The 4,814-nt window shown below is 46.4% G+C and carries 3 protein-coding genes; 2 read left to right on the forward strand and 1 reads right to left on the reverse strand.

Annotated features, from left to right (window positions below; translation table 11 throughout):
• Window positions 1–1,328: AbfB domain-containing protein (locus BQ9856_RS25135; RefSeq protein ID WP_159441952.1), on the forward strand; the 1,328-nt coding region annotated here is incomplete at its 5' end.
• A gap of 258 nt (window positions 1,329–1,586) precedes the next feature.
• Here the strand turns inward: BQ9856_RS25135 and BQ9856_RS05600 are convergent.
• A complete protein-coding gene (locus BQ9856_RS05600; RefSeq protein ID WP_077610156.1) occupies window positions 1,587–3,371 on the reverse strand; it encodes a sigma-54-dependent transcriptional regulator in 1,785 nt (594 codons plus the stop codon).
• 246 nt (window positions 3,372–3,617) lie between these two features.
• On the opposite strand from BQ9856_RS05600, the gene BQ9856_RS05605 reads away from it, so the two are divergent.
• On the forward strand, window positions 3,618–4,814 hold a 1,197-nt coding region (locus tag BQ9856_RS05605), incomplete at its 3' end, for a four-carbon acid sugar kinase family protein (protein WP_077610157.1).

The raw sequence follows: 4,814 nt of genomic DNA on the forward strand, positions 1-4,814 counted from the left end.
ATCCCACAGTTTTTATAGATGATGACGGGCAGGCGTATTTGTACTGGGGTAACAATGCCTGCTACTATGTAAAACTTAACAGCGATATGATATCATATAACGGTTCCATTCATACGATTCCTTTGACAACAGCAGCTTTCGGACCTGGTTATACAGAGGCTCCCTGGCTATACAAGCACAACGGATTGTATTACCTTGCTTATGCAGCCGGTTTCCCGGAGTGGATCGCATATTCTACAAGCACAAGCCCAACAGGACCTTGGACCTACAGGGGAATCATCCAGCCTGCTATCCCTTCCAGCAATACGATTCATCCGGCAATAATTGATTTTAAAGGAAGTTCATATCTCATTACCCATAACGGGGCATTACCTGCAGGCGGCAGCTACAAACGGTCTGTATGCATTGAGGAGTTTGCTTATAATTCAGACGGTACCATACCGAATATTTACCAGACATCCACCGGAGTAAACGGTGTAAAGAACAGGATACAGTCATATAATTTTCAGACCATGTTCTGGAGGCATTTGAATGGTGATGCAAAAATCGATCCGACCATGAATCCGGGAAATGATTCTGAATGGCAGATCGTACCCGGTCTTGCCAATTCAGCCTCAGGCTATGTATCCTTCCAGTCTGTTTCACAGCCGGGCTATTATCTGAGACATAGCAATTACGATATAGTTCTTGCTAAGAATGACGGAACCCCCTTATTCGCATCCGACGCGACCTTCAAAGAGGCAGCGGGCTTAAAGGACAGCACCTGGACATCCTTCCAGTCCTATAACTATCCTGACAGGTATATCAGGCACAGCAATTATAATCTGAGAATTGACCAGATCAGCACAGATACGGATAAGCAGGACGCTACCTTCAGGATTATGAACAGTACCATTGGTTCTCCGTCCTATGTAAAGATTGCAAATCGTGCAACCGGACTGTGCATTGACGGCTATGGGTATACTGAAAACGGCTCCAATTGTAACCAGTATGCAAGCGGCACCAGCGAAAACCAGCAGTGGATTATAGAACCGGCTGGACTTTTGGGTACCAACGGAGGCTGCGTTACCATCAGAAACCGCGCTACAGGACTGTTCCTGGATGGAATGGGAAGGACTGCTTCCGGTTCTGTTTGCGGACAATATGCAGCTACATATGTTAACAATCAGTTGTGGGTAGAAGAATCAGCCGGAAGCTATGTGAAGTTTAAAAACCTTACTACAGGTTTGTATTTGGATGGCAATGGTTTAACAACAAATGGTGCAGCCTTATATGAAAATACAAGCAGCGCCGGCAACAACCAGCAGTGGTCCATAGTAGCACCGTAAAATCATTATGGCACGGAAACAGTGGTTCTTTGGTGGACGAACTGGCAAAAGGTAAGCCGATGGAGAAGGTGTTGAGAGGCATACATTTTTTGTTTCTGTACTGAAATTATTCAAAAATAAAATAAAAATAGAGCTAGGGCTTAGAACCCCTAGCTCTTTTGTCTGCAGCCTGTAGCTTGTAAACAATGTTTTACTGGCTTTTTTGCCCATCCCAGGCACTCATATGTTTCGTTGACAGATACTTGTATTTTTTGCGTATTATTTTTGCAACAGACGCCATAGGGTTGTGCGGCTGATGCCCAAGCGTTTGGCTGCGGCGGTGTGGTTGCCCTCGGTTTCCCCTACCACCCGAATAGCGATGTCCTGGCTGATCTCTGTTAGCGTACGGTTTAAATCCAGAGGAGTGGCGGCATTTTCTTTCAGGGAGGAGAAAGCACCGACGTGCCGCTCCTTACGCAGTACCTGGCGGACATTTTCGGCAGTGATGATTTGGCTGGTGCCCGTTACCATAAGTTCCCCAATTACCCGGCTGAATTGGGTGTAGTTATGGGGCCAATTGTAACGTTGCAGCAGAGACAGCGCTTCCGGATCTGCACCCAAAATCTGCCGGGGCATGTTGACGTTCATGTGGCTCAGACATAGATTCATCAGCGTGGGAATCTGATGAGAGAGCTGTCGCAACGGCGGCAGATACAAGGAAAGACAGGAAAGTTTTTCTCGAAAAAGAGCACCTACTTTAGATATATATTCGCCACTCTGGCAAACACAGGAAATCATTACCCTGTTTCGACGGCACACATCCATCTCCGTCAGCACAGCGATTAGCTGGTACTGCCGTTCCAGAGATAATATATCCACATTTGCAAAGTAAATGGTGCTGCCCTCGTCTGCCAATGGGGAGTTGTGATGCTCCATAAGAAACGCCCAGCTGCGGTCGTTCAGCAGACTGCAGTTGATGGACACTAAGGGGTTGTTCCGCAGCGGGCTCCTGATGTAAAGCATGCTGACGATAGATTCCTTACCCGTACCATCCTCGCCTGTGAAGATGACAGGGGCAGTGCTTTGGCCTATTTGGTCAATTTCCTGCTGAAAACCTTGGAGATTCCCTGCAAAGCTGAAAATGCTGTTGTAGTAAGCTGCCTCTGCCTCTGCCCGGCCGGAGAAACTGATCCCCATCTGGTTTGAGGATACCGGCAATTTTTTTTCATCGAAGAAAAAGGCGGTATATCGCAAAGCACCGCTGGCAATTTGCCGTACACGAATGGAGTAGCGCATGCCTTTCAGAGAACGGCTGATCCGCTGATCCCCCTCCTGTCCAGCTTGGGATAGTTCCTGACGCAGCAATTCCAATAATTCAGGCTTTAGATCTTCCAGCGTAGACAGAAACAGATCTCCCTGACTGTCAAAGACAATAGTCTGTCCGATCTGCCCGCGGATAAGCTCTCGAAAAAACAAGTTTTCATCCCGCAGGTATTGTTGGTTTTCACACAGCAGCAATACCTGATTAAAGGCATTTCGAATACTGTCTATCCCGGAGGTGATAAGGAAGGAATTGATTCCGAGCCGTTGGGCTGTGGTGTTAACAATCACGTCGCAGAGAATGGTATCACACTGTTTATCCTGAAGACTGCGCAGGGTCGGCTCCACCGCTTCAATAGAATCTACTGTATGGATATCAATATCGCATTCCAGCAAATTGCACAAGGGCTGCACATGGTTTCGAATATCAGCGAAGGAAATCATGGTAGTCTTTTTTTTCAGCCCGCCCGCCAGTTTGATGGCACAGAGAATATCATACATAGAAATTTCGATTTCAATAACCGGAATGGTTAGCTGCTGGCGCAACATCTGCGCCGTAGCACCACGGGATATTACCACATCGTAATCTCCGTGAAAGTTATTCCGGGCGATGATAAGACCCTGCTCCATATCACCCACATAGACTGTCAAATCAATCTGGGGATATTCTTTCGCCAGATTGAGCATCTGAATTTTCATTCCCTCGTAAGGCGCAATGCCCAAAACACGAATATAGTTTTTCATAAACACCTCAATAATACGTTTCATATTTGAACATATTATACCAAATGCACAAAAATTAAGCAACAAATTTTTCGCATGTTTCAAATATAAACGATTTATAGGCGAAAATAACTTGACGAAAGCGGTGGAATTTATATAAAATGAATATAAATTTAAACCAAAAGGGATTAACAATTTCCAAAATGTACAAAAAAAGAAATTAGCCCTTCTAAACTGTTTCAAAATGAAACAACAGGAGGTGAATGTATGGTAAAGCTTTTAATCATTGCTGATGATTTCACGGGAGCACTTGACACAGGCGTGCAGTTTGCAGCCAGGGGTGCAGCAACAATTGTGGTCACAGATTTGAACTATGATTTCCGATCAACTGAAAAAACGGTGGAAGTTTTAGTAATGGTTGCAGAAACCCGGCATCTGCAGCCACAGGAGGCCTATGAGATTGTGTACAGCACAGTGCATAGAGCATTTCAAGCCGGAATTGCTTACATTTATAAAAAGACAGACTCCGCACTGCGGGGAAATATTGGCAGTGAATTGATGGCACTGATGGACGCAACAGGTACCGGCACCATACCGTTTCTCCCTGCCTTTCCCAAACTGGGCAGGGTCACCCGGGAGGGAATTCATTATATCGACGATGTACCTGTGGCCCAGAGCGTTTTTGGCCAGGATCCATTTGAACCGATTTTGGACTCGGCTGTGGCAGATATCCTTGGGCAGCAAACAAATGTGCCGGTGCTGATACACCCACGAAAGGAAGAGCATAAGATTTCAAAACACGGAATCCAGGTATTTGATGCTGAAACAGATGCAGATTTAAAACACATCGGCAGAGAACTGGGGCTGGAGCGGCTGCGATTCTGTGCGGGATGTGCCGGGTTTGCGGCGGTGCTGGCAGATATGCTGAATTTGAAGGGGCCTGCCCCGAAAATTCCAAAGCTTGTTGATACACTGTTTATAGCTTGTGGCAGTGTCAATCCGGTAACGGTCAGCCAAATGAAGGCGGCACAGGAACACGGCTTTCCGCATGTAAATTTGAACCCTGTTCAAAAACTGGAAGGTCGCTGGGTGGATAGTAAGCCGGCGGCCGAATGTATTCGTCAATGGCTGGCACAGGCATCTGCCAAAAAACGCTTTATTCTTGATGTTAATGACCCGGAAGGGTGCGTGGATACCGATATCTACGCACGGGAACACAACTTGACAACGGAACAGCTTCGGGTGCTGATTTCTGACAATCTGGCAGCTTTGATTAAGCGAATGCTTGACGACGGTCTGAACGCTACTCTTTTGTGTACCGGCGGCGACACGCTGATGGCGTTAATGCAGGCGGTGGACGTTTCGGAGCTGACGCCAATTTGCGAAATGGCAGCCGGCGTTGTTTTAACAGAATTTATTTACAAAGAAAAAACATATCATATTATTTCGAAATCCGGTGGTTTT

It is taken from the genome of Clostridium sp. Marseille-P2415, from assembly GCF_900155545.1.
Lineage (GTDB): Bacteria > Bacillota > Clostridia > Lachnospirales > Lachnospiraceae > Lacrimispora.